Annotated in this window: 21 protein-coding genes; 11 read left to right on the top strand and 10 right to left on the bottom strand. The window is 72.9% G+C overall.

Annotation, left to right across the window (positions count from 1 at the left end; all coding sequences use genetic code 11):
- Positions 1–128: 128 nt before the first annotated feature.
- The 3 genes from LPA42_RS09030 to LPA42_RS09040 form a co-directional block, all read right to left on the bottom strand.
- Positions 129–1,463, bottom strand: a complete 1,335-nt coding sequence (locus LPA42_RS09030; protein ID WP_077935642.1) for a serine hydrolase — start codon at positions 1,461–1,463, stop codon at positions 129–131.
- A gap of 122 nt (positions 1,464–1,585) precedes the next feature.
- The gene (locus LPA42_RS09035; protein ID WP_077935643.1) at positions 1,586–3,595 is read right to left on the bottom strand and encodes an AAA family ATPase; all 2,010 of its coding nucleotides are present in this window, start codon (positions 3,593–3,595) and stop codon (positions 1,586–1,588) included.
- Between the two features lie 208 nt (positions 3,596–3,803).
- Entirely contained in the window at positions 3,804–5,030 is a 1,227-nt protein-coding gene (locus LPA42_RS09040; protein WP_228986480.1) for an amidase, read from the bottom strand.
- 121 nt (positions 5,031–5,151) lie between these two features.
- Between LPA42_RS09040 and LPA42_RS09045 the strand changes: the two genes are divergently transcribed.
- Positions 5,152–5,733 (top strand): helix-turn-helix transcriptional regulator, encoded by a 582-nt coding sequence (locus LPA42_RS09045; protein WP_077935644.1) that lies wholly within the window; start codon positions 5,152–5,154, stop codon positions 5,731–5,733.
- 54 nt (positions 5,734–5,787) lie between these two features.
- Positions 5,788–7,080: an MFS transporter gene (locus LPA42_RS09050; protein ID WP_077935645.1), complete on the top strand. Its 1,293-nt coding sequence runs from the start codon at positions 5,788–5,790 to the stop codon at positions 7,078–7,080.
- Here the strand turns inward: LPA42_RS09050 and LPA42_RS09055 are convergent.
- Both LPA42_RS09055 and LPA42_RS09060 read right to left on the bottom strand, forming a co-directional pair.
- A complete protein-coding gene (locus LPA42_RS09055; protein WP_077935646.1) occupies positions 7,070–7,534 on the bottom strand; it encodes a hypothetical protein in 465 nt (154 codons plus the stop codon). The genes LPA42_RS09050 and LPA42_RS09055 overlap by 11 nt on opposite strands.
- A gap of 120 nt (positions 7,535–7,654) precedes the next feature.
- Positions 7,655–9,898 carry a M4 family metallopeptidase gene (locus tag LPA42_RS09060; RefSeq protein ID WP_228986481.1) on the bottom strand — a complete coding sequence of 748 codons (2,244 nt, stop codon included), beginning with the start codon at positions 9,896–9,898 and terminating at the stop codon, positions 7,655–7,657.
- 343 nt (positions 9,899–10,241) lie between these two features.
- Here LPA42_RS09060 and LPA42_RS09065 point away from each other — a divergent pair, with 343 nt between their 5' ends.
- Together LPA42_RS09065 and LPA42_RS09070 are read left to right on the top strand one after the other, a co-directional pair.
- Positions 10,242–11,447 (top strand): S8 family peptidase, encoded by a 1,206-nt coding sequence (locus LPA42_RS09065; protein ID WP_228986482.1) that lies wholly within the window; start codon positions 10,242–10,244, stop codon positions 11,445–11,447.
- A 233-nt stretch (positions 11,448–11,680) separates the two neighbouring features.
- Entirely contained in the window at positions 11,681–12,532 is an 852-nt protein-coding gene (locus LPA42_RS09070; RefSeq protein ID WP_043961386.1) for a menaquinone biosynthetic enzyme MqnA/MqnD family protein, read from the top strand.
- Between the two features lie 59 nt (positions 12,533–12,591).
- On the opposite strand, the gene LPA42_RS09075 is transcribed toward LPA42_RS09070, so the two are convergent.
- On the bottom strand, positions 12,592–13,554 hold the full coding sequence (locus LPA42_RS09075; RefSeq protein WP_077935649.1) for a hypothetical protein: 963 nt from the start codon (positions 13,552–13,554) through the stop codon (positions 12,592–12,594).
- Positions 13,554–14,537: a hypothetical protein gene (locus tag LPA42_RS09080; protein WP_077935650.1), complete on the bottom strand. Its 984-nt coding sequence runs from the start codon at positions 14,535–14,537 to the stop codon at positions 13,554–13,556. Before LPA42_RS09080 ends, LPA42_RS09075 begins: the two co-directional genes overlap by 1 nt.
- A 376-nt stretch (positions 14,538–14,913) precedes the next feature.
- On the opposite strand from LPA42_RS09080, the gene paaA reads away from it, so the two are divergent.
- From paaA to LPA42_RS09115, 7 genes are all read left to right on the top strand, one after another.
- Entirely contained in the window at positions 14,914–15,981 is a 1,068-nt protein-coding gene (gene paaA / locus LPA42_RS09085) for a 1,2-phenylacetyl-CoA epoxidase subunit PaaA (RefSeq protein ID WP_077935651.1), read from the top strand.
- Positions 15,978–16,271, top strand: coding sequence for a 1,2-phenylacetyl-CoA epoxidase subunit PaaB (gene paaB, locus LPA42_RS09090; protein WP_077935652.1), 294 nt, complete (start codon positions 15,978–15,980; stop codon positions 16,269–16,271). Before paaA ends, paaB begins: the two co-directional genes overlap by 4 nt.
- Positions 16,268–16,993, top strand: a complete 726-nt coding sequence (gene paaC / locus LPA42_RS09095) for a 1,2-phenylacetyl-CoA epoxidase subunit PaaC (RefSeq protein WP_077935653.1) — start codon at positions 16,268–16,270, stop codon at positions 16,991–16,993. The genes paaB and paaC overlap by 4 nt, the downstream gene beginning before the upstream one ends.
- Positions 16,987–17,490, top strand: a complete 504-nt coding sequence (paaD, locus tag LPA42_RS09100; RefSeq protein WP_077935654.1) for a 1,2-phenylacetyl-CoA epoxidase subunit PaaD — start codon at positions 16,987–16,989, stop codon at positions 17,488–17,490. Before paaC ends, paaD begins: the two co-directional genes overlap by 7 nt.
- The gene (gene paaE / locus LPA42_RS09105) at positions 17,487–18,605 is read left to right on the top strand and encodes a 1,2-phenylacetyl-CoA epoxidase subunit PaaE (protein WP_077935655.1); all 1,119 of its coding nucleotides are present in this window, start codon (positions 17,487–17,489) and stop codon (positions 18,603–18,605) included. Before paaD ends, paaE begins: the two co-directional genes overlap by 4 nt.
- A gap of 62 nt (positions 18,606–18,667) precedes the next feature.
- Positions 18,668–19,360, top strand: coding sequence for an SDR family oxidoreductase (locus tag LPA42_RS09110; protein ID WP_228986483.1), 693 nt, complete (start codon positions 18,668–18,670; stop codon positions 19,358–19,360).
- A gap of 73 nt (positions 19,361–19,433) precedes the next feature.
- Positions 19,434–20,078, top strand: coding sequence for a hypothetical protein (locus tag LPA42_RS09115; RefSeq protein WP_144082517.1), 645 nt, complete (start codon positions 19,434–19,436; stop codon positions 20,076–20,078).
- A gap of 223 nt (positions 20,079–20,301) precedes the next feature.
- Here the strand turns inward: LPA42_RS09115 and LPA42_RS09120 are convergent, their stop codons facing one another.
- The 3 genes from LPA42_RS09120 to LPA42_RS09130 are packed head-to-tail and all read right to left on the bottom strand — an operon-like array spanning position 20,302 to position 22,532.
- Positions 20,302–20,829: a hypothetical protein gene (locus LPA42_RS09120; RefSeq protein WP_077935658.1), complete on the bottom strand. Its 528-nt coding sequence runs from the start codon at positions 20,827–20,829 to the stop codon at positions 20,302–20,304.
- A 39-nt stretch (positions 20,830–20,868) separates the two neighbouring features.
- On the bottom strand, positions 20,869–21,261 hold the full coding sequence (locus LPA42_RS09125; RefSeq protein WP_077935659.1) for a hypothetical protein: 393 nt from the start codon (positions 21,259–21,261) through the stop codon (positions 20,869–20,871).
- Between the two features lie 56 nt (positions 21,262–21,317).
- The gene (locus tag LPA42_RS09130; protein ID WP_144082518.1) at positions 21,318–22,532 is read right to left on the bottom strand and encodes a Fic family protein; all 1,215 of its coding nucleotides are present in this window, start codon (positions 22,530–22,532) and stop codon (positions 21,318–21,320) included.
- Positions 22,533–22,744 lie beyond the last annotated feature (212 nt).

Consider the following 22,744-nt stretch of genomic DNA (forward strand, 5'->3'; position numbering starts at 1 on the left):
CTCCTTTGGTCGGGCCGGCGGACACGGTCGGCCGTCCCCTTCGGTGTACTCCCCTCGCGCCACCGGGGGGCAGGGTCCATCGGCCGTATGGTGACCGCCGGAGTGACCGTGCCGGGCCGGCGCGGAGGTCAGCGGGGCAGGGGCCGGGTCAACGCCGGGCTCCCCGGCGCCGGGGTCGCCGGCAGCGGGGCCGGCAGCGGGGTCGCCGGGGTCGGCGTCCGGGTCGCGCCCGCCGACCGCGCGGTGACCGCACCGGACAGGGCGGTGACCAGGAACGCGCCGGTGGCGGCTCCGATCGGGTCGGGCTGGCCCGGCACCTGGTAATGGGTGACGTTCGTGCCGAGCGTCACCTGGCGGGAGCCGTCGGGGGCGTGCAGCGAGATCGTGGCGTGCCCGAAGACCGCCCCGTCGTGCCCCCAGAACCGGCCGCCGGGCAGCGCCAGCCACAGCAGGCCGAGGCCGTACCCGCCGGCCTCCGGCTGCGCCGGGTCCAGCGGCACGGTGGTCCGCATCCGGGCCAGCTCGGCCGGGCGCAGCAGCCGGCCCCCGAGCAGCGCGCGGAAGAACCGGTTGAGGTCGGCCGCCGTGGAGACCAGCGCGCCGGCCGTCCACGCCCACGACATGTTCGCCACGCTGAAGTCGCGGAGCTGGCCGTCGTACCAGGGCAGGTACGCCTCGCTGTGCGGCCCGGCGATCCGGGTCCGCCGCCCCGGGAAGTACGTCTGGTGCAGCCCCAGCGGCCGGATGACCCGCCGGTGCACCTCGTCGGCCGCGCCGCGGCCGGTCACCCGCTCGACGACTAGGCCGGCCAGGATGTAGTTGGTGTTCGAGTACGCGAACCCCGCCCCCGGCGCCCCGGTGCGGGGCTCGCCGAGCCCGATCCGGACGAGCTGGTCCGGGGTGAACGTGGTGAACCGGAGCCGCTCGACGTCGTATCCGCTGGTGAACAGCACGGTGTCGTAGTCGCCGATGCCGCTGGTGTGATTGAGCAGCATCTCGACGGTGACCCCGGGCACGGCGTACTCCGGGAGGTAGCGGCCGAGCGGGGCGTCCAGCGCCACCCGGCCCTCGCCGGCCAGGCGCAGCAGCGTGGCGGCCACGAACGTCTTCGTGATGCTGCCGACCCGGTGCTGGAGGCCGGGCCGCATCGGTCGCCCGGTGTCGAGATCGGCGATGCCGCTCGCGCCGCGCCACCGGTCCCGGCCGTCGCGGGCCTCGGCGAACACCCCCACCATGCCGGCGTCGGTGATCGCGCCGAGCCCGGCGTCGAGCGCGTCCGCCGGCAGCCGCCCCGCCGTCGCTCGCGGCCCGGTGGCCGGACCCGATCCGTCGGCTGCGGCCGACCCGCCGGGCGTGGTGGTCCCGGCGGGCGCGGCCGTCGCCGGGGCGGCGGCCAGCAGGGGCGTGGCCGCCAGCGAGGTGCCGGCCCCGGCGAGCAGGAGATCGCGGCGCGACAGGTGCATGCTGCCTCCCAAGTGGACGAGATGCACCCATCATCACCGATCGCCACAACTCCCGCCGATGGTGAACCGGCCGGTAAGAAGGGGACCCTTCTCGACCGTATGCGTTAACAGGGGGCCCTTCCTTACAGCGGGGCGGGGAGCGGGGCGGTGTGCAGCACCGTCAGGCGGGACACCGCCCGGGTCAGCACCACGTACAGCCGGTGCAGCCCGCGCGGCTCGGCCGCCACGATCGCCGCCGGCTCCACGGTCACCACGTGGTCGTACTCCAGGCCCTTGACCAGCGTCGCCGGGACCACCGTGACCCGCGCCGGGGCCGCCACGTCGTCGGCGGTCGCGGTGTCGATCCCGGCGTCGGCCAGCGCCGCCCGCAGCCCGCCGACCGCGTCGTCGGCGGCGATCACCCCGACCGAGCCGTCGTGGGCCAGCGCCGCCCGCACCTCGTCCACCGTCGCCACCACCAGGTCATCCACGGTACGCACGTCCAGCGCGCCGTCGCGGCGCAGCGACTCGGCCGGGGGTACGTCCACCGCGAGCGCCGGCAGCAGCCGGTTGGCGAACGCGACCACGGCGGCGGGCACCCGGAAGCCGACGCTCAGCGGCACCACCGTCGCGTCCGGCTTGCCCAGGTGGGCCAGGGACTCCCGCCAGTCGCGGGCGGCCCACGGGGCGGTGCCCTGCGCGAGGTCGCCGAGCAGCGTGATCGACCCGTGCTCGCTGCGGCGGGCGATGGCCCGGCACTGCATCGGGGAGAGGTCCTGCGCCTCGTCGACCACCACGTGCCCGAAGCCGGCGGGGCGCTCCAGCAGCCCGGCGGCCTCGTCGACGAGCACCGCGTCGGCGGCCGTCCACTTCGTCGCCTTCGGGGTGCGCGGCGGCTTCGCCCAGGTCAGCAGCGCCTGCTCGGCCTCGGTGAGGATGCCGTCGGCGGCTGCCGCGAGCGCCGCCGGGTCGGCGAGCAGCCCGTGCACCAGCCCCTCCGGGGTGAGCGCCGGCCAGGCCGCGTCGAGGAAGTCGGCGACCGGGCGGATCCTGCCCATCCGGCGCAGCCAGGCGTCGCCGGGCGACTCGGCGCGGCGGGCCTCGGCCTGGCGTTGCAGCAGGCCCACCACTCGGGCCCGCACCCGCTCCCGGCCGGTGGCGTACGGCAGCCCCTCCCGGCGGGTCTCCTCGACGACGCGGTGCAGCGGGTCGAGGCCGATCCGCCAGCGGAACGACCCGTCGGAGACCATGATCGGCTCGGTGGGGGCGGCGATCCGGGCCTCGACGGCCCGCCGCAGCACCTCGGCCATCCGCGCGTCGTGCTTGAGCGCCGCCACGGCCGGGTCCTCCACCGCCCGCACCGGCACCCGGGTTATCAGGTCCTCCACGGTCGCCTGCTCGACCTCGACCTCGCCGAGCGCCGGCAGCACCGCCGCGATGTACGACAGGAACGCCCGGTTCGGCCCCACGATCAGCACCCCGGACCGGCGCAGCCGCTCCCGGTGCAGATAGAGCAGGTACGCCGCCCGGTGCAGCCCGACGGCGGTCTTCCCGGTGCCGGGCGCGCCCTGTACGCAGATCGAGGCGGCCAGGTCGGCGCGGACCAGCTCGTCCTGCTCCGGCTGGATGGTGGCGACGATGTCGCGCATCGGGCCGACGCGGGGGCGCTCGATCTCGGCGGTGAGGATGCGGCTGGCGGTGCCCAGCTCCTCGCCCCGGTCCAGGTGCTCGTCCTCGAAGCTGGTCAGCGCGCCCGCGCTGAAGCCGAACCGGCGGCGCACGGTCACGCCCTGCGGGTCGCGGGCGCTGGCCCGGTAGAACGACCGGGAGACCGGGGCCCGCCAGTCGAGCACCATGGGCTCGCCGAGATCGTCGGTGACGTGCCGGCGGCCGATGTGGTGCTCCTCGTCGCCGAACGTGAGCCGGCCGAAGAACAGCGGGGTGTCGGGCTGGTCGGCCAGCTCGGCGACGCGGCGGGACAGGGTGCGCCCCAGGGTCTCCGCCGTGTACGCGTCGCCGGCGACGTTGTGGCCGGTGGCGAAGAGGGCCTCGGTGCGTTGGCGCATGCGGGTCAGCGCGGCGCGGGACGCGTCCAGGTGGGCCCGTTCGGCGGCCAGTTCGGTGTCCAGGGACATGGGGGCGTGCGGGGTCATCCGACCTACTCCTCGGCGCGGGGGACAACACTGCCGCTCGCGTTTCCGGCAACGATGGCCGGCGCGGGGACGTCCGCTGCGGTGCTGGACACCTCGGCCGTCGGCGGGGCCAAACAGTCTACTCCCCACCCACCCCACCCCCGCCCCGAGCCCGGTGATCAAGAGAAAAGCGTCAGAGTCGATCTCGCCGATGACGCAAACCTCTTGATCACCGGGCTGGGCGGTGGGGGTGGAGGGGCCAGGGGTGGAGGGACTGCAGGGCGGCGGCCGTGCGGACGAGCAGGTGTTCGTGGCGGTGGCGGGCGACGATCTGGAGGCCGACCGGGGTGCCGTCGGGGGCGAACCCGGCCGGGACGCTTGCGGCGGGGTGCCCGCTGAGGTTGAACGCCCAGGTCAGCGCCACGCTCATCCGGTCGCCCGGCCCGGCGTGGCCGTGCGCTGCGCCGGGGGTGGTGGGGGTGAGCAGCAGGTCGGCAAGGTCGAAGAGCCGCGCCAGGCGCGCGTCGTTGCCGGCCCGCAGGTCCGCGGCGGCGGCCCGGTCGCCGGGCGCTCGCAGGGCCCGCCACGCGGGCGCGGGATCGGCGAGCGTCAGGTCGTGCGCGACCAACCGGAGGAGACCCGCGTCGGCGAGCCGGTCGGCGGCGGCGCGGGCGGGCCCCGCGACGTCGGGGTCGACCTCGGCGTGGCCGAGCGTGGCCGACCAGACCGCCCGCAGCGGCCCGCCACCCGCCGGGCCGAGATGCCCGGCGAGCCGGGTGCCGAGAAGAGCGTCGAGGTACGCGGCGGCGTCGGCGACCGTACGGGCGAGCGGTCCCGGCGCGTTGAGCCCGGCGGCGTCGATGGCGGGCAGCCGCCCGTTGGTGAGCTTGATCCCGACGACCCCGCACCAGGCGGCGGGGATGCGCACCGAACCGGCCCCGTCGTTGCCGGTGGCCAGGGGCACGAGCCCGGCGGCGACGGCGGCTGCCGACCCGGCCGACGACCCGCCGGGCGTACGGTCGGTGCGCCAGGGGTTGGCGGTGGGGCCCCGGTCGGTGTGGCCCCACGTCTGCCAGGGCGTGCCCCGGGGGACGGCGGTGGCCCCGACCGGAATGCAGCCGGCGGCGACGAGCCGGCGGGTCTGGAGCGAGTCGACGCCCTCGGTGGCCTTGACGCCCAGCGGCACGCCGGCCAGCGGCAGCGGTCCGGCGGCGAGGGCGCGTTCCAGTTCGCGGGCGGCGTGCCGGGCCTGCTCCGGCCAGGTTTCGCGGAAGGCCCGCAGCGTGGCGTCGGCGGTGCCGATGCGGGCCAGGGTCGCCTCGACGACGTTGACGGGGCGGAGCCGGCCGGCGTTGACCAGCTCGGCGATCTCGACGGCGCTCCGGGGCGCGGCCGGATCGTCGGAGGCGACCGGGTCGCCTGGTGCGGTGGCTTCGTCGGGAGTTGCGGTGTCCATCGTGGGGGCCTCGCTCGGCACCGGGTCGGCGGTCGCGCTCTGCGCCGCCGTCGAGGTGCCGCCGCCGAGCGTAGCGGCGGGGTCGATGGCAGGCGCGGGTGGCGGGCGGGATCATGGGGGCATGAGCGAGGCACCGCCCGAGCGGCAGCGGGTGACGATCAGCGATCCGCAGGTGATGCGGGCCCTGGCCCACCCGGCGCGGCTCGCGATCATGGAACATCTCGCCTCGATCGAGTCCGGGGCCACCGCCACCGAGTGCGCGGAGATCGCCGGCCTGTCGCCGAGCGCGACCAGTTACCACCTGCGCGCGCTGGCGAAGTTCGGGCTGGTCGAGCAGGCCCCGAGCCGGGGGGACGCCCGGGAGCGGGTGTGGCGGGCGTTCAGTCCGTCGTACAACGTGGAGGCGGGGCAGACGGCCGGTTCCGAGGCGCGGGCGGCCGAGCTGGCCCTCGTGGAGGCGCACCTCGCCCGGGACGCGCAGCGTACCCGGGACTGGTTCCGCCGGGGGCCCGAGGAACCGCCGGAGTGGTACCGGGCCGGGTGGTTCAGCGACAGCGTGCTCCTGCTCACCGCCGAGGAGCTGCTGGCGCTCAACGAGGCGGTCCAGGACCTGATGGCGCCCTATCGGCGTCGGGTGCGGACCGACCCGCCGGACGGGGCACGTCCCGTGGCCGTCCAGTACCGGTCGGTGCCCGTGGACTGAACCGGTGGCGACGGGGGATTGCCCGGCCGAGGTGTGAAGGATTACTTTCGAAGTATGTCCTTCACACCTGGTCGGTCGCGTTGGCCCGACGTCTGGCTCGCCACCGCCGCCCGGGGCATCTCCAGCTGCGGTGACTTCCTGGCCGCGAGCACCCTCACCCTCGCCCTCCAGTCCGCCGGGGCCGGCGGCCCGGCCGTGGCGGGGCTGCTGATCGCCGCCAGCCTGCCGCTCGTCGCGCTCGCCCCGTTGACCGGCCGGCTCGCCGACCGGGTGGACTCCCGCACCCTGCTCGTCGCGGCCGGCATCGTGCAGGCGGCGATCTGCCTCGCCCTCGCGTACGCCGGACACCCGGCCCTGGCGATCGGCCTGGTGGCGCTGCTGGCCGCCGGCCTCGCGGTCACCCAGCCGGTGCTCGCCGCCCTCGTCCCGGCGATGGTCACGCCCGGGGACCTGCCCCGGGCCAGCGCGCTCAACCAGACGGCCGGCACCCTCGGCGCGCTGGCCGGCCCGGCGCTGGCCGGGCTGCTGGTGGGGCAGTTCGGCACCCGCGTGCCGCTGCTGTTGGACGCCGCCAGCTACCTCGCCCTGGTGGCCGCCGGCCTGCTGATCCGCACCCGCCGGGGCGGCGCCCGCCCGCCCGCCAGACCCCGCCCGGCCGACGACGCCCACTCGACGCCGACTCCCGACGGCCCGGCCCGGACTTGGCGGCTGCGCCCGGACCGGCTGCTGTTCGCGATGGTGGCCTCGCTCGCCGGGGTGGTCGGCGCGGTCGGGGCGATCAACGTGATCGAGGTGTTCTTCATCCGCGAGACGTTGGGCAGTTCCACCACCGTCTACGGGCTGGTCACCGGGGCCTGGCCGCTGGGCATCGTGGCCGGGGCGTGGGCGCTCGCCCCGCTGACCCGCCGGCTCACCGACGACGGTCGGCTGCTCGGCGTGGGGCTGCTCCTGCTCGGCGGGTGCTGCCTCGCGGTCCTGGTCTCCGCCGCCGTGCCGTCCGCCTGGTTGCTGGTGCCGATCTGGCTGCTCGGCGGCCTGCTCAACGGCGGCAACAACGTCGTCTGCAACGTGCTGCTCGCCCGCCGGGTGCCCGAGGCGGCGCGGGGCCGCGCGTACGCCGTCTTCGGCGCGGCCGTGCAGGGCGCGGGCATGGTCGGTCTCGCGGCCGGCGGCCTGCTGCTCGACCTGGCCGACCCCCGGCCGCTGGTGGCGGCGTGCGGCACGGTGGGGCTGCTCGCGGTGGCCGCGTTCGCCGTCCCCGTCGTCCGGGCGGCCCGCGCCGAACGGTCCGCGAACGGACCGGGGCAGCGGCGCGGGGCGGCCCGCGCGGCGGGGTCTACGCCGTGAGCAACTGCCGGATCCGCGCGTACTCGGCGGCCATCTCCGGCTCGGCCAGGAAGTCGTCGAGCGCGGCCGAGACCCGGTAGTCGACCTCCTCCAGGGAGCGGATGGCGAGCTCGTACAGCTCGCCGCGCCGGTGCTCCTCCAGGTAGGTGGTCCAGTGTTCGAGCGCGGTGAGGACGATCAGCAGGCCGGGGTCCATGTCGCCGTCGGCGAGGGTGCCCTCGTCGATGCGGTCCAGCAGGGCCCGCAGTTCGCTCGCGTCGGCCGTGGCGACGGTCTCCAGAGCGGTGGCCAGCGCCGCCTGGGCGTCCTCGTCGAGGTCGTCCTCGTCGGCCTCGTCCACCAGGTCGGCGGTGGTCAGGCGGGTGATGGTCGCCAATCCGAAGGCGTGCAGGTCGTCCTCGCCAGCGGCGTCGATCAGTTGCTGGATGGCCGTCTCGACCTCTTGGTATCGCACCGCCTCAGGGTAGTGGCCGGCGGTGGGGCACCCACGACCGGCTTGCTTGTGCCGCTCATCGGGGTCGGCACACGAAGCGGGCCACCCGGAGACCCGGATGGCCCGCTCGCCGTGCCGAGGTCAGAGGTTCAGGCTCCAACTGTTGAGGTAACCGGTGTCGAGGCTCGCCGCGTCCTGGACCCGCAGCCGCCAGCTCCCGTTCGCCACCTCCGAGGAGAGGTTCACGGTGTACGTCTGGTCGATGTTGTCGGTGCTGCCACCGGAGCGGCTCTGCAGCGTGTACACGCTGCCGTCCGGCGCGACGAGGCTGACCACGAGGTCACCGATGTAGGTGTGCACGATGTGCACCTCGACCTTGCTCGTGGTCGACGGGGTCGCCGCGCAGCCGCTGATCACGATGGTGCTCTCCACCGTCGAGTTGTCGGCGATCGCGACGTCGGTGCCGTTGCTGCCGGAGCAGCCCGGCAGCCCGTTCACCGTCAGGCTCAGCGTGGTCGTCCGGGCCACCGAGGGGGAGGTGCCCACCAGCGTGATCGCCACCGTGCCGCTGCCGGCGGTGGCGGCGGCGCTGACCGTGACCGTGGTCGACCCGCCGGCGGTGACCGACGACGGCGCGAACGACACGCTCACCCCGGCCGGCAGCGGGCCGGTCGTGAAGGTGACCTCCTCGGCGGTCCCCCGGATGACCGTGGTGCCGACCGTGGCGGTGCCCGAGGTGCCCGGGTCCAGGGTCAGCGCCGCCGGGGTGGCCGAGACGGTGAAGTCGTTGGCCGCGCACGACTCGGTGCCGGTGACGTTCACCGACGTCCAGGCCGCCATCACCGCCTTGTACTCGGTGCTGCAGAGGCCGTACAGGTCGGTGGCGGCCGACAGGGTGTGCAGCCGCGCGGTGTTGGTCGGCTGCGCGGTGTTCACGTAGCGGGTGTTCGACACGAAGTACGCGTCGAGCGCCCGGAACCAGATCTTCTCCGCCTTCTCCCGGCCGATTCCGGTCACCGGCGCGGCCGACCCGCACAGCGGCGAGGTGCCGTACGAGGTCGCCCCGGAGCCCTCGGCCAGGTTGAAGAAGAAGTGGTTGGCCACGCCCGAGGAGTAGTGCACGTCGAGGCCGTTGGTGCTGCTCGACCAGCAGCCGTGCGACTTGCCGTCCAGCGTCGGGTCGTACATGTAGCGCAGCGGGGTGCCGTTGCCGTTGATGTTGATCTTCTCGCCGACCTGGTAGTCGCCGGGGTCGACCGGGGTGTTCGCGTAGAACTCCACCATGTTGCCGAAGATGTCGCTGGTGGCCTCGTTCAGGCCGCCGGACTCACCGGAGTAGGTCAGGCCACCGGGGACCACGTTCTCGGTGACGCCGTGGGACATCTCGTGGCCGGCGACGTCGAGGGCGACCAGCGGCCGGGCGTTGCCCGCGCCGTCGCCGTAGGTCATCTGCGCGCCGTCCCAGAAGGCGTTGACGTACGCGTTGCCGTAGTGCACCCGGCTCGGCACGCCGGTGCCGTTGCCGAAGATGCCGTTGCGGCCGTGCACCTCGGTGAAGTAGTCGAAGGTCGTGGCCGCGCCGAAGTGCGCGTCGACCGCGGCGGACTGCCGGTTCGAGGCGGCGCCGGTGCCCCACACGTTGTCGGCGTCGGTGAAGGTCGTGCAGGTCGAGGTGCCGTTGTTCATGTCGCAGGTGCGCCCGTTGCCCCGGGTCGGGTCGATCATGTTGTACGTCGAGCCGGACAGGGTGGTGTCGATCGGGACCGGGCCGGCGTAGATGCTGTTGCCGGTGCCGACGACGGACTCGACCTCGTCGAAGGAGCCGATCCGGGCGCCGGTCAGCGCGTCGCTGATGACGTGCAGCTTCGAGGGGGTCTGCCCGTCCGGGGCCCAGCCGGTCACCACCGTCTCCCAGGCGAGCCGTCCGGTCCCGCTGCTCGCGTCGACGAACAGCTCCGCCGCGCCGGTGCCGGTGACCCGGCCGGAGAACTCGGCGATCGCCGCCTTGCGGGCCTTCGCGGCGCTGACCTTCGGGGCGGTGGCGAGGCTCAGCGGGGCGGCCAGGCCGACGGAACTACCCGCGTAGTCGCCGTCGGCCTCGGTGCGGATGACGACGTCCCCGCCGTAGACGCGGAGCCCGTCGTACGTGCGGGTGTAGCGGACCGTGCCCCGGCCCTCGGCGTCCCGCTTGCTGCTGTGCACCGCGTAGCGGTCCTTCGCCGAGGACCTGACGGCCCGGGAGTGCTCCTTCAGGGCGGTGTCGGCGGCGGCGACCAGCGCCGGCCCCGGGGTGGATGGCGGGGCGGCGGACGCGCTCGTGGTGGTGACCACGAGACCGCTGCCGACCAGCATGGTGACGCCGGCCAGCGCTAGGGCTGATCTCAACATGACCTCCCCAATACGAGATGCACTCGCATCTATCGATAGCGAGATCATCGTCCGCTGCGGGGATCCTGGGAAGACGAGCGTCGATGGATAAACATACCTACTTGTCCATCCTGGCGATGCTATTACCGGCGAGGCGCGCGAGGATGTTCCGTCCCTGTTACGAAAGGAACCCATTGACAACAATCGCCTCAATAGATGGCAACCTTCGATGGCTGTCCGATCCCTAGCGTGGTGGGCACGTCGAACCCGACGTACCACGAAGGCCCTCCGCCCCACACATCCCGTTGGCGCGGGAGGCCGCCGGTCGACGCCGTCGACCGGCCCAGGAAGGAGCAGCCCAGTGAGGCTCACCCCGTACGTCACCCGCCGTTGGATCGGCACCCTCGGCACCGCCGCCCTCGCCGGCGCGCTGCTGGCCACCGCCGGGGTCGACCCGGCAGCGGCGACCCCGGCCACCGGCACCGTCCTCGGTGCCGACCGGCCCACCGCCGTCGACGGCAGCTACCTCGTGGTGCTGAAGGAGGGCCAGCGGCCCGACCGGGCCCGCGCCGAGGCCATCACCTCGCGCTACGGCAACGGCCGGGTCGACCGGGTCTACGGCCGGACCGTCAACGGCTGGTCGGCCCACCTCACCGAGCGGGCGGCCCGCCGGCTGGCCGCCGATCCCGCCGTCGCCTACGTGGAGCAGGACCAGCGGGTGCGGGCCCTCGCCACCCAGACGAACCCGCCCTCGTGGGGGCTCGACCGCATCGACCAGCGCAACCTGCCGCTCAACCGGTCCTTCACCTACGGGCCGAGCAACGGGGTGCGCGTCTACGTCGTCGACACCGGCGTCCGGGTGACCCACCAGGACTTCGGCGGCCGGGCGGTGAGCGGGTACGACGCGGTGGACAACGACAACAACGCCGACGACGGCAACGGACACGGCACCTTCGTCGCCTCGGTCGCCGCCGGCACCGCGTACGGCGTGGCCAAGAACGCCACCGTCGTGGGCGTTCGGGTGCTCGACAACAGCGGCTCGGGCACCACGGCCGGCGTCATCGCCGGCATCGACTGGGTCACCGCGAACGCGACCCGTCCCGCCGTGGCCAACCTGAGCCTCGGCGGCGGTGCCAGCACCACTCTCGACGCGGCGGTCCGCCGGTCGATCGCCGCTGGCGTCACCTACAGCATCGCGGCCGGCAACTCCGGCGTACCGGCCACCGGCACCTCGCCGGCCCGGGTCACCGAGGCGCTGACCGTCGGCGCGACCGACCAGACCGACACCCGGGCGAGCTGGTCCAACTACGGCACCGCGCTCGACCTCTTCGCGCCCGGTGTCTCCATCACCGCCGCCTGGCGGACCAGCGACACCGCCACCTACACCGGCAGCGGCACCTCGTTCGCCGCACCGCACGTCGCCGGCGCCGCCGCGATCTACCTGCGGAACAACCCCACGGCCAGCCCCGCCACGGTCAACGCGGCGATCGTCGCCGCCGCCACGCCCAACGTGGTCGTCAACCCCGGCGCCGGCTCCCCGAACCGGCTGCTCTACGTCGGAAGCTGACCCGCCCGCACCACCCGCCCGCGCCGGGCCACCCCCGGCGCGGACGGCGGCCGGTGGCCCGCCGCCCCGCACGACTCGCCGGTGCGGTCACCCGGCTCGACCGCCGCCCCACCCGGGCGGCGGTCGAGCCGTTCGGGCCGCCCGGGCCCGGCGCACGGGCCCCGGGTGCGGGATTGGCCACTCCGGGGCCCGCCCGTTGAGACCGTGTCCCGCGGCGGGGATACGGTCGCAGCATGGCTGACCGCATCGCCCGTCCCCGGGTCGGACACATCCAGTTCCTGAACTGCCTGCCGATCTACTGGGGCCTGATGCGTTCCGGCGCGCTGATCGACGTCGACCTGCACAAGGACTCGCCGGACCGGCTGAGCGCCGCTCTGGTCGCCGGTGACCTGGACATCGGGCCGATCTCGCACGTCGAATACCTGCGCCACGCCGACGAGCTGCTGCTCCTGCCCGACCTGGCGGTCGGCAGCGACGGCCCGGTGCTCTCGGTCAACATGGTGTCCACGAAGCCCCTCGCCGAGCTGGGCGGCGGCCGGGTGGCCCTCGGTTCGACGTCGCGCACCGGCGTGCTGCTCGCCCGGCTGCTGCTCGGCGAGCGGTACGGCGTCCACCCCGACTACTTCCGCTGCCCGCCCGACCTGACGCAGATGCTGCTGGAGGCGGACGCCGGGGTGCTGATCGGCGACGTGGCGCTGCGGGCGCTGTACGAGGCCCCGCAGCGGGGGCTGGAGGTCACCGACCTCGGGCAGGCCTGGCGCGACTGGACCGGGCTGCCGATGGTCTTCGCCGTCTGGGCGGTGCGCCGGGACTTCGCCGCCGCCCACCCCGGCCTGGTCAAGGAGGTGCACGAGGCGTTCCTGCGCTCCCGCGACCTGTGCCTGGCCGAGCTGGACCAGGTCGCCGAGGCCGCCGCCCGGTGGGAGTCGTTCGACGCCGCGACCCTGGCCACGTACTTCCGGGCGCTGGACTTCTCGCTCGGCGAGCGGCAGGTGGCCGGGCTGCGCGAGTTCGCCCGCCGGGCCGCCGAGATCGGCGAGGCCCCGCCGCTGCCGGCGGACGGCCCCCGGTTCTTCGCCGGCTGAGGCCGACCACCAGACGTACGCCGTGACCGCCGCCGCCCGACGGCGGTCACGGGCACCCGTCAGGTGCCGGAGCGCAGCACCGCCTCGGTGATCTTCTGGCAGTTCTTCATGCCGTACTCGTAGCCCATGTTGATCGGGTAGCGGACCATCACGCCCATCGTCCAGTTGTCGCCGATGGCCAGGCAGTTGATGTGCATCTCCTGCTCGCGGGTCCGGTCGATCCAGCCGTTCTTGATGGCGATCTTCTTCTGCTCGGCCGCCGGGAACGCCTTGCGGATGCCGAAGTCACCGGAGCCGCGCACCAGCCGCATCTCGTTGATCAGCCACTTGGTCCACTCCGGCCCGGCCGCCCGGCCGTCCTTGATACACGCGCCGAGGCGCGCCGTGTCCCGGGGCGAGAGGTTCGTCCGGCTCCAGCCGCCGTCGGCGGCGGGGCTGCTGTCGGTGGTCTTGCAGATGGAGATCATCCGCTTGATCGACGCGGACCGGCCCACGGTGTTGTAGAACTGCTCGGCGCGGGTGTTGTCGCTGTCGCGGATGATCCGGGTGGCGTCGGCGAGCTTGGCGTCGCTGGGCTTCTGCCCCTGCTCGTCGGTGCGCCGCAGGTAGTCGGCGACGATCCAGGACTTGATCAGCGACGCGGTGGTGCTGGTCTCGTCCATGTTCTTCGAGCCGATGATCTTGCCGGTGCGGGTGTCCAGGACGCTCCAGGCGTACCAGCCCTCGATGTCGAGGTCGATCTGCTTGTCCGCGAACGGCAGCGGCTCCAGCGTCGGGGAGGGGCTGGGCGAGGCGGTGGGACGCGACTTGCGGTCCGAGGCCGCTCCGGCGGCGCGGTCGACGGGCGCGGACGCGTCGCCCCACTGGGCGGCGGCGGTCGACGCCATCGGCGAGCCGGGAAGCAGCCGCAGCGACACCAGCACCAGCCCGATCAGGACGGCCGCGATCGCGATCAGCCGCAGCGGCGACGTCTCGCCCCGCCCGGCACCTCCACCGCCGGCCCGGCGGCGGCTGCCCGCCATCAGAGCTTGCCGATCGGCTGCTGCGGTACCTTCAGGGCGGCGCCGGGCTGCGGGGTGACCAGCTGGGTGGCGACGCTGGCGCAGACCTTCGCGCCGTACGACAGCCCCTTCTTCTGCGGGTAGCGCAACATGACGGCGAGGCTCCACTTCTCGGTGACCGCAAGACAGTTCACGTGCCAGTTGCCGTCGTAGTTCAACGGCGTCCAGCCGTTCTTGATGCTGACCGGCCCCTGGGCCTTGATCTCGGCGGGCAGGCCGTCGACGATGCCCCACTTGCCGCCGCCGGACGTGGTGCGCTGCTCCTTGACGCTGCCGCGCACCTTGCTCATCTCGTCCAGCACCCACGTGGTCCACTTCGGCCCGGCCGCCTTGCCGCTGGCGATGCAGTCGCCGAGCCGGACGGCGTCGCGGGGGGACATCCGGGTGAAGCTCCAGTAGCCCACGTAGCCCGCGACGTTGCCGCGCTTGGTGTCGGTGAGGCCGCAGATGTCGACGGCCCGCTTGAGCACCGGGTTCAGCTGGCCGTTCGGATACACCCTGTACGAGCCGCCCGCCGCACCCCACACCGCGTCCGCGGCGCCGTCGTTGCTGTCCCGGATGGCCAGGCTCGCCATCTGCTTCATCCTGGGCGAGGGTTCCTTGTCGCCGAGCTGCCGCAGGTAGTCGGCGACGATCCAGGCCTTGATCATCGACTCGGTCGAGCTGGTCGACGCCAGGTTCTTCGAGCCGGAGATGCTGCCGCTCTCGCGGTCCAGCAGGGCCCAGGAGAAGAACTCGCCGGAGAAGTTCACCGAGACGGGGGCGGCGGCGAGCGTCGGCGGCGGCGGGGCGGTCGGCTCGGGGGCCGCCACGATCTGCATGCCGCTCCCGCCGGATCCGCCGTCGTCGTCGCCGGAGAGCTTGGCGTACGCGGCGGGCACCAGCATGGCGCTGCCGAGGAGGATCGCCGCGACGGCGAACACCATGGCCACGCGAGGTCGCATGAGTGGATGAGCTCCAGATGTCAGGGGCCGGGGGACCGACTGCTTTCCGAACTGGTTCGTCCTGATCGCTGGGGGCCGGGGGAAGTGGCCCGCGTCATACGCCCGGCGGTCGTCCGCAGCCGGTCGGTGTGACCGGGAAAGTCTACGTCCGGATGGCCGACACGCCAGGAACCGACGCCTGTCAAGTCGCTATGAAGGCGGGATTGTGGCCTGTTATGCCAGCCTTGGGGGGATTCATCTCCGCTTAGTGAGCCATGTCATACCTGCGCCCTGGCCTGCGGCAATACGAAAAGGGGTCGACTCGTGACGGAAGGTGCTTTCGGAAACCTGTGACACCCTCTGGTGTGGGCTGGCGCGAGCTGTAACACTTGTCGGCATGTATGGCAACGACTTCTCCGCCCCGGAGGACGCGCCCGGCGGTGGCCTGCTCGGCGAGGTGGCGGCGGCGGAGGCGGCGCTGCGCGCGGCGGCGACCCGGCAGCGCGGCGGCGGCCCCGGCCCGGACGCCGACCTGGAGGCATACTTCGCCGACGTCATCGACGCCGACCAGAAGATCGAGCCCCGCGACTGGATGCCCGAGGCGTACCGGAAGACGCTGATCCGGCAGATCGCCCAGCACGCGCACTCCGAGATCATCGGGATGCAGCCGGAGGGCAACTGGATCAGCCGCGCCCCCTCGCTCAAGCGCAAGGCCATCCTGCTGGCCAAGGTCCAGGACGAGGCCGGACACGGCCTCTATCTGTACGCCGCCGCCGAGACCCTCGGCGTCAGCCGGGACGAGCTGGTGCAGCTCCTGCTCGACGGGCGGCAGAAATACAGCTCGATCTTCAACTACCCGACCCTGAGCTGGGCCGACGTGGGGGTGATCGGCTGGCTGGTCGACGGCGCGGCGATCGTCAACCAGGTGCCGCTGTGCCGCTGCTCGTACGGCCCGTACGCGCGGGCCATGATCCGGGTCTGCAAGGAGGAGTCGTTCCACCAGCGCCAGGGCTACGAGATCCTGCACACCCTGGCCCACGGCACCCCGGAGCAGAAGGCCATGGCCCAGGACGCGGTGGACCGCTGGTGGTACCCGTCGCTGGCCATGTTCGGCCCGCCCGACGGCGACTCCACCCACTCCGCCCGCTCGATGGCCTGGAAGATCAAGCGGTTCTCCAACGACGAGCTGCGCCAGCGCTTCGTCGACATGTGCGTGCAGCAGGCGGAGATCCTCGGCCTCACCCTGCCCGACCCCGACCTGCGCTGGAACGAGCAGCGCCAGGCGTACGACTTCACCGAGCCGGACTACGCCGAGCTGATGCGGGTGATCTCCGGCGAGGGCCCGTGCAACCGGCAGCGGATGGAGCACCGTCGCCGCGCCCACGCCGAGGGCGCGTGGGTCCGCGAGGCCGCCGCCGCGTACGCCGCGAAGCGGTCGACTGCGCGAGAGGCGGTTGCGGCATGAGCGGCACCGACAGCACGTCCCCCCTGTGGGAGGTCTTCGTGCGGGCCCGGCGCGGGCTGGCGCACACCCACGTCGGCAGCCTGCACGCCCCCGACGCCGAGTTGGCCCTGCGCAACGCCCGGGACCTCTACACCCGCCGCCAGGAGGGCGTGTCGATCTGGGTGGTGCCGGCCGCCGCGATCACCGCGTCCAGCCCCGACGAGAAGGACGCCTTCTTCGACCCGGCGGCCGACAAGGTCTACCGCCACCCCACCTTCTACGACGTGCCGGACGGGGTGGCCCACCTGTGAGGAGTCCCTTCGACTTCGCCCTCGCCCTCGGCGACGACGCGCTGGTCGCCGCGCAGCGCCTCGGCGAGTGGACCAGCCGCGCCCCGGAGATGGAGGAGGACGTCGCGCTGGCCAACATCGCCCTCGACCAGCTCGGCGCGGCCCGGCTCCTGCTCACCTACGCGGGCGAGCTGGAGGGCGCCGGCCGCGACGAGGACGCGCTGGCGTACCTGCGCGACGACCGGGAGTTCCGCAACTGCCTGCTGGTCGAGCTGCCCAACGGCGACTTCGCGGTGACCATGGCGAAGCTGCTGTTCCTGTCGGCCTACCAGCTCCCGCTCTACTCCGCGCTGGCCGGGTGCGCCGACGAGCGGCTCGCCGCGATCGGGGCGAAGGCGCGCAAGGAGTCCGCGTACCACCGGGACCACGCCGCGCTGTGGGTGCGCCGGCTCGGCGACGGCACCGCCGAGTCGCACCGCCGCATGCAGGCCGCCGTCGACCAGGTCTGGCCGTACGCGCACGAGCTGTTCGCGCCGTGGCCGGGCGCGCCGGTCGACCCGGCCGGCCTGCGCGGCGACTTCGACGCGTACGTCGGGCCGGTGCTGGCCGAGGCGACCCTGACCCGGCCGGCGGACGGCTGGGCCCCGGCCGGCGGGCGGGACGGCGTGCACACCGAGCACCTGTCGTACCTGCTGGCGGAGATGCAGGTGCTGCACCGCGCCCACCCGGGGGCGACGTGGTAGACCCGAGGGACGCCGTGGCGGCGGTGGTGGACCCGGAGATCCGGGTGATCACCATCGACGAGCTGGGCATCCTGCGGGCGGTCGACCGGGACGCGGCCACCGGCCGGGTCACCGTGACCATCACCCCCACCTACACGGGCTGCCCGGCGATGGACGTGATCCGGGCCGACATCCGGCGGGCGCTGGCCGCCGCCGGGCACCCCGACGCCGACGTCCGCACGGTCTACAGCCCGGCGTGGAGCACCGACTGGATCTCCGCCGCCGGCCGGGCCAAGCTGGCCGCCGCCGGCATCGCCCCGCCGCCGGCCACCCGGGACGCCGGCACCGCCCCGGCGACCCGGGCCGGCACGGTCGTGCCGCTGACCCTCGCCGTCCGCTGCCCGCTCTGCGGGTCGGCGGAGACCGAGCAGGTCAGCCGGTTCGGCTCCACCGCGTGCAAGGCCCTGTGGCGCTGCCGCGCCTGCCGTGAACCCTTCGACCACCTGAAGGCGCTGTGACTGTCACGATCACCCGCCCGGTCCGCCGCCGGCCGGCCTTCCACCCGCTGCCCGTCGCCGCCGTCGACCGGCTCACCGCCGACGCCGTGGCGATCACCTTCGCCGTGCCGGAGGAGCTGCGGGCGCTCTTCGCGTTCTCCGCCGGCCAGCACCTCACCGTGCGCCTGCCCGCCGGCACCGGCCCTGCGGATGCCGACGTGCGGCGGTCGTACTCGATCTGCTCGACGCCCGACGACCTGGCCCGGCACGGCCGGCTGCGGATCGGGGTGCGGGAGATCCCCGGCGGCGCGTTCTCGGCCTACGCCTGCTCGGTGCTGCGGCACGGCGACACCGTCGAGGTGCTGCCCCCGCTCGGGCACTTCACCACGACGTTCGACCCGGGCCGGGCCCGCCGCTACGGCGCGGTCGCCGCCGGCTCCGGCATCACCCCGGTGCTCGCGCTGGTCGCCACCGCCCTGGCCGTCGAGCCGGCCAGCACCTTCACCCTGGTGTACGGCAACCGCACGGCGAACTCGGTGATGTTCGCCGAGGAGTTGGCCGACCTGAAGGACCGCTACCCGACGCGGCTGCACCTGGTGCACGTGCTGTCCCGGGAGCCGGGCGAGTCGCCGCTGCTGTCGGGGCGGATCGACGCCGACCGGCTGGGCCGCCTGCTGGGCACGATCGTGCCGGGCGACGCGATCGAGGAGTGGTTCCTCTGCGGCCCGTACGGCATGGTGGTCGACGCGAAGGCGGTGCTCGCCGCGCGGGGCCTGCCGGAGTCGGCGGTGCACGCGGAGCTGTTCCACGTCGACGACACGCCCGCCCCGGCGCAGCGCCGCCCCGCCGGGCCGACCGGGGACGCCGAGGTGACGATCGTGCTCGACGGCCGGGCGTCGACGTTCCCGATGGGCCGCGAGGAGCGGGTCCTCGACGCGGCGCTGCGGGTGCGCGGCGAGCTGCCGTACGCGTGCAAGGGCGGGGTCTGCTCGACCTGCCGGGCGAAGGTGGTCTCCGGCGCGGTGACGATGGCCCGCAACTATGCCCTGGAGCCGGACGAGGTCGCCGCCGGGTACGTGCTGACCTGCCAGTCCACCCCCACCACCGACACCCTCACGGTCGACTACGACGCGTAGCCGGCGCGGCGGGGCCGCTGGCGGCTTCGTGGAGTGAGCGCCGTGCTGGTATGACAGGCGGCGTGGACAAGCAGCGGGCCATCGTGGTCGGTAACAGTGACGGCATCGGGTTGGCGGTCACCCGCCGCCTGTTGGACGACGGCTGGACGGTGGCGGGCCTGTCGCGCAGCAGCAGCCCGTTGACGTCCAGCGGCTACGAGCACCACCGCGCCGACGTCACCGATGCCGGCTACCGCGAGGTCCTCGCCGGGGCGCTGGACACCCTCGGCGGCGTCGAGGTCTGCATCTACGCCGCCGGCATCGGTGACTTCTTCGACGTGGCGGACCTGGCCGCGCAGACCAGGGCGTTGGAGGTCAACCTCGTCGGCGCCGCGCGCACCATGGAGGTGGTGGTGCCGTCCATGGTGCGCGCCCGGGCGGGGCACGTGGTCGGCCTGTCGAGCCTCGCCGACGTGGCCCCCTCGGCCGAGGCGCCCGGCTACGCCGCGGGCAAGGCCGGGATGTCGTCGTACCTGCTGGGGCTGGGCGGGGCCCTGCGGGCACACGGGGTGCGGGTCAGCGTCGTCCGGTTCGGCTTCGTGGACACCAAGATGGCCAAGGCGCGGGTCAAGCCGATGATGCTCTCGGTGGACCAGGCTGCCGACGTGGTGCTGGACTGCCTGCGTACCCGCGCGGCGGTCGTCTCACGGCCTCGACGGATGGCGGCGCTGGCGCGTACCGCCGGGGTGCTGCTGAACGTGCGGGCGCGACGGTGAGGTCGGCCGCGCCGGCGACTTGCCGGGTTTTGTTACGGTCGCGGCAGCAGCGCCGGCCGGAGTGGGAGCAATGATGGAGAAGAGGCACGTCGGCACGTTGGTCGTCGTACTGGCCGTCGTGGCGGTCGTCGGCGCGGTCGGCGGCACCTACCTGGCCACCCGGGGCGACGGTGCGACGGCGGACCGCACCGTGGACGCCGGCAGCACCGTTGATGCGGGCGGGGACGCGGGCCGGCAGACGGGCGGCCCCGAGGCCACCGGGGGAGCCGACCCGGCCGACCGGCCGGCGCGTCCGTCGTCCGGCGCTCCCACGGTCTCGTCGGGTTCCTCCGGCTCCTCGGATGGGGGGTCGCGGACGTACCGGCTCGACCGGACCTTCTACGACCAGGCGTCGATGACGGTCACCCTGGTCAGCGCCGAGGTCACCGGGAGCAAGCTGCGGCTGAACGTTCGCTACCGCAACGGCTCGGCGACCCCCTGGGCGCTGGAGTGCTCGCCCGTCGCCGAGGACCGCGAGCTGGTGCTGCTCACCCTCGCCGACGGCAGGACGGTGCGCCCGGAGAGCACCTACTGCTCCACCCGGCCCGGCGAGTCGATCGAACTCGCGCCCGGCCGCGAGCTGGCCAGCTGGGCCGTGTTCCCGGTGGCGCCGCAGGCCGGATCGTCGCTCGACCTGTCCTGGTACGACTTCCCCGCCACCGACCTCACCCTCCGCTGACGCGCTACCCGGCACCAGACGGGCGCGACTATGCCTGATCTCGGGCAGCTGCTGCACCCCGACCACCGACACCTTCACGATCGACTGTGCTGCCTGGCCCATTTCCTTGTCCGGAAGCTTCGGCCGAAGGTAAGCTGTGCCTGCCAGGGGCAGTAGCCTCTGGAAGTGGACCCGGCAGCCTTCCGGACGGTGGGTGGGCCGGGTTTCGCGTTTCCTGACCCTGTCAGACCTGCCGCAACTCACTGATCATGTGTCGGACGGAGCTTCTCCATCGTCCGCCCTTGGCCCAGCACCAAGCCAACGCATCGGGAACGGCGAGCAGGCATTCCTCATGCGCTCGCATCTGTTCATAGCGAAACGTGCCCGCTATGCCTGCCCTTCTGACCTGCTCGAAGAGCAGGCGCTGATCGGCCAGGAAGGTTGAATCGTCCCGTTCCAGGATGAGCCGGGCAGCATTGATCTTCGCGGAATGTTCCACAAGCTCGACGAGGCAGGCTTCGCGAGCCGCCCTGGCATTGGTGTGGCGCTTGGCGTCGAACATGACAGCTTGGGCGGAGAGCGTGTCGATGGCGTCGATGATCTGCCGTCGCCTGTCGTCTCGCTCTTTGTGGAAGTGGATTCGTCGCTGTCCGGGCAGTATGAGGCTGCGAATCGTCCGGCGGGCAGCGGTCAGGTCCGACGGGAGCACGGCGACGGCGACAACGAGGAGGCCTCGCTCCTTCGTCTCGTCTACAAAGATGTGCCCGTTCACCGGGTCAGGCCTTTCCCTGCATGGGCCGACAATCTCGGTTCAGGCGTTGACGATGTCTCGGATCCTTTCCAGCTTCTGCCGAGGGGTCAGCCCCGCCAGGTTCTTGGTGCCGAGGGCTTCAAGTTCTCCTCGAACGTCGCAGTCGTCAGGCTGAAGCACGGCATCGATCATTCGTGCCCGTGGTCCGCCATCGCGGTCGTAGATCCAGACCGTCTGCCACTGACGTGGCTCGGTATTCAGTTCTGCTCTGAGCCGGTCTGGCGGGAAGAAGCCGAGACCGGTCGTCCTGAGCGTCTCGGCGATCTCCGCCAGTACCCAACGGCCGAGCTTTCGGTAGCCAAGTTCGTCCCGTAACTCGCCGAGGGTGGCCTCCGTTAGTCCGCCGTTGGCCCGGCAACGGGCAGCAATGCCCGAAGCGGTCTCCTCGCTCATGCCTTCCTCCCCAGCGACGTATCACCGCATCATGTTGGCGAGCCGCTAACAACGTGTCAAATCATGAAGGATGTCATATCCCGATCTTGCGAATGTGGTTCCGATGTTTCATGCAGGCCGAGGATGGCCAGTGGTCGAGGACCATCAGTGCCGGTACGGGTCGGTGATCTCCCGGGGCTGGAGCGCGGGGACGGCGAGTTCGCGCAACTGGTCGATGCGACGTAGTACCTGCCGCGCGTCTGACCGTTCTGCCGAAGGAATCCCGCTCTCACGAGAGCGCGAAGGTCACGAACTGCCTGGTCGTCGGTCAGGGCCTCGTCGCGCTGGTAGACGGTGCGGCGGACCCGGCCGCCGGTCGCCGCGAGTTGTAGGGCGCTCACCACACGCTCGGGGAGCCCGCCCTGACGAGCCCGGTCGTCGAGCAGTTCCCACAGGCGGGCGGCCTGGTCGAGGCGCTGCCGGACCAACTGCGCCTGCTGGTGGTGGGCGCTCAGGCAGAACCTGATCCACGGCCCGGTGTCGTTGGCCGGCTGCCAGCTCGGACCGCCCACCTCGGCCAGCACGTCGTAGTAGGCGTAGGTGTTCCGCCCGTTGCCCAACCACTCCTCGATGGAAGAGAACTCGGGGGCCAGGACGCCGTCGCGGGCCAGGACCAGGGTGTGCAGGCACCGCGACATGCGCCCGTTCCCGTCGCGCCATGGATGGATCTTGACCAGATTCAGGTGCGCCATCGATGCGCGCACGAGGAGTGGGCTCTCGGGCTCTCCGTCGGCGAGCCAGTCGACCAGCTCGGAGACCAGGGCTGGCACCTCGTCGGCGTCGGGCCCCGTGTAAACGCGTCGGCCAGTGTGGGCCTCGTCGACGTAGATGTCGCCGGGGCGGTACCGACCCGGCCACTTGGCCAGCTCGTTGCGCATCATCATGAAGTGCAGGGCGTTGAGGAGCATGTGATGCCAGGCGAACTCCCGGGAATGCCCCAGTTGCTGCACGTAGGTGAGGGCGTCCCGGTATCCGGTGATGACGTCCCAGGTGCCCGGACTGGTCTCCATCGGGTCTTCCCCGGTCACCGCGGCTACGGCGTCGTCCAGGCCGACCTGGTAGCCCTCGATCGAGTTGGACCCCTGGATGGCGTGGGCGATCAGGGACCTGCTCAGGTGCCTGATCCGCCGGCGTGGCTCGGCGGCCCGGCAGCTAAGGGCCTCCCGCATTGTCTCCAGCTCGGCTAAGACGCGGTGGTCCTCGCTGGTCAGCCTCGGCGTCGCGTACAGCATGCAGGAATCATGGAGGCGTTTCAGGCTGCGGGTGGTCAGGCGCCTTCGCGTATGTGTGCCGTCCAGTAGGTGAGGTTGGAGTGGTGCCCTGTGGGGACGACCGGCTCGCCGCTCGAACTGTCCTGGTACGACTTCCCCATCACCGCCCTGACCCGACGCCGGGCGTGGCTCTCCGAATCTTGGACAGTTGCTGCGAGGAGCTGACCGCAAGT

Origin of the sequence: Micromonospora sp. DH13 (genome assembly GCF_020873825.1) — a bacterium.
Lineage (GTDB): Bacteria > Actinomycetota > Actinomycetes > Mycobacteriales > Micromonosporaceae > Micromonospora > Micromonospora haikouensis.

What these genes read in the sequence shown, in the direction of transcription:
- paaA (WP_077935651.1), top strand. Translation starts at nt 14,914, where the DNA reads ATGTATGGCAACGACTTCTCCGCCCCGGAGGACGCGCCCGGCGGTGGC.
- LPA42_RS09030 (WP_077935642.1), bottom strand. Translation starts at nt 1,463, where the DNA reads ATGCACCTGTCGCGCCGCGATCTCCTGCTCGCCGGGGCCGGCACCTCG.
- LPA42_RS09130 (WP_144082518.1), bottom strand. Translation starts at nt 22,532, where the DNA reads ATGCTGTACGCGACGCCGAGGCTGACCAGCGAGGACCACCGCGTCTTA.
- LPA42_RS09125 (WP_077935659.1), bottom strand. Translation starts at nt 21,261, where the DNA reads ATGAGCGAGGAGACCGCTTCGGGCATTGCTGCCCGTTGCCGGGCCAAC.
- LPA42_RS09050 (WP_077935645.1), top strand. Translation starts at nt 5,788, where the DNA reads ATGTCCTTCACACCTGGTCGGTCGCGTTGGCCCGACGTCTGGCTCGCC.
- paaB (WP_077935652.1), top strand. Translation starts at nt 15,978, where the DNA reads ATGAGCGGCACCGACAGCACGTCCCCCCTGTGGGAGGTCTTCGTGCGG.
- LPA42_RS09115 (WP_144082517.1), top strand. Translation starts at nt 19,434, where the DNA reads ATGGAGAAGAGGCACGTCGGCACGTTGGTCGTCGTACTGGCCGTCGTG.
- LPA42_RS09045 (WP_077935644.1), top strand. Translation starts at nt 5,152, where the DNA reads ATGAGCGAGGCACCGCCCGAGCGGCAGCGGGTGACGATCAGCGATCCG.
- LPA42_RS09075 (WP_077935649.1), bottom strand. Translation starts at nt 13,554, where the DNA reads ATGGCGGGCAGCCGCCGCCGGGCCGGCGGTGGAGGTGCCGGGCGGGGC.
- LPA42_RS09040 (WP_228986480.1), bottom strand. Translation starts at nt 5,030, where the DNA reads ATGGACACCGCAACTCCCGACGAAGCCACCGCACCAGGCGACCCGGTC.
- LPA42_RS09070 (WP_043961386.1), top strand. Translation starts at nt 11,681, where the DNA reads ATGGCTGACCGCATCGCCCGTCCCCGGGTCGGACACATCCAGTTCCTG.
- LPA42_RS09080 (WP_077935650.1), bottom strand. Translation starts at nt 14,537, where the DNA reads ATGCGACCTCGCGTGGCCATGGTGTTCGCCGTCGCGGCGATCCTCCTC.
- LPA42_RS09035 (WP_077935643.1), bottom strand. Translation starts at nt 3,595, where the DNA reads ATGACCCCGCACGCCCCCATGTCCCTGGACACCGAACTGGCCGCCGAA.